1 protein-coding gene is annotated in these 587 nt (G+C 53.3%); it reads right to left on the bottom strand.

What is annotated here, in order from left to right; genetic code table 11:
• Nucleotides 1–249: 249 nt before the first annotated feature.
• A partial coding sequence (locus E1189_RS22315; RefSeq protein WP_196220864.1) for a hypothetical protein occupies nucleotides 250–587 on the bottom strand: 338 nt, incomplete at its 5' end.

Here is a 587-nt window from a genome sequence, read left to right as displayed (position 1 = left end):
GGGGTTGGGAGTCCATCCAGAATCAGGCTGACACGCCAGGACAAGGAAGCCTTTGGGTTGATAGCAGAGGGCTCTACCTGCTCCGTAACTCCCAACAAAATTCATTCCCCGTCAGCGGCAGATGACGTGATAATAACAGGTGAATCCGTAGATGGATTTCCGCTGCCTTTTAACGCTGATATCAACGCCTGGGAAATTCACTGCCGGAAAGTTGTCAAACAAGAGATTGAAGAGGTTTATGAAACGGCATCAACAGTCCCAGATGATCTGGACAACGATAGCCCTGCACCAGAAGTAGGAGTAGAAGTAGAAGTATTGAGCCACAATGAGAAGGGGACAGTACGTCGAGGAAAGTGGAACAACACCTGCCCCTGCGGTGCCACCTTCTATTCGATCAGCTTGCTTAACTCTCACCGCCAGAACAGCAAGGACGCTCTTTGCAAGGGGAAGCGGAACACCACTTGCCCCTGCGGCGCCACCTTCGCTTCGGCCAGCCTGTTTAACTCTCACTGCCAGAGTAGCAGGGACGTCCGGTGTAAGGGGAGACGAAACACCACCTGCCCATGCGGCGCCACCTTCGATACGGT

It is taken from the genome of Parendozoicomonas verongulae, from assembly GCF_009711465.1.
Taxonomy (GTDB): Bacteria; Pseudomonadota; Gammaproteobacteria; order Pseudomonadales; family Endozoicomonadaceae; genus Sansalvadorimonas; species Sansalvadorimonas verongulae.
This window is presented reverse-complemented; position numbering and strand designations above follow the sequence as displayed.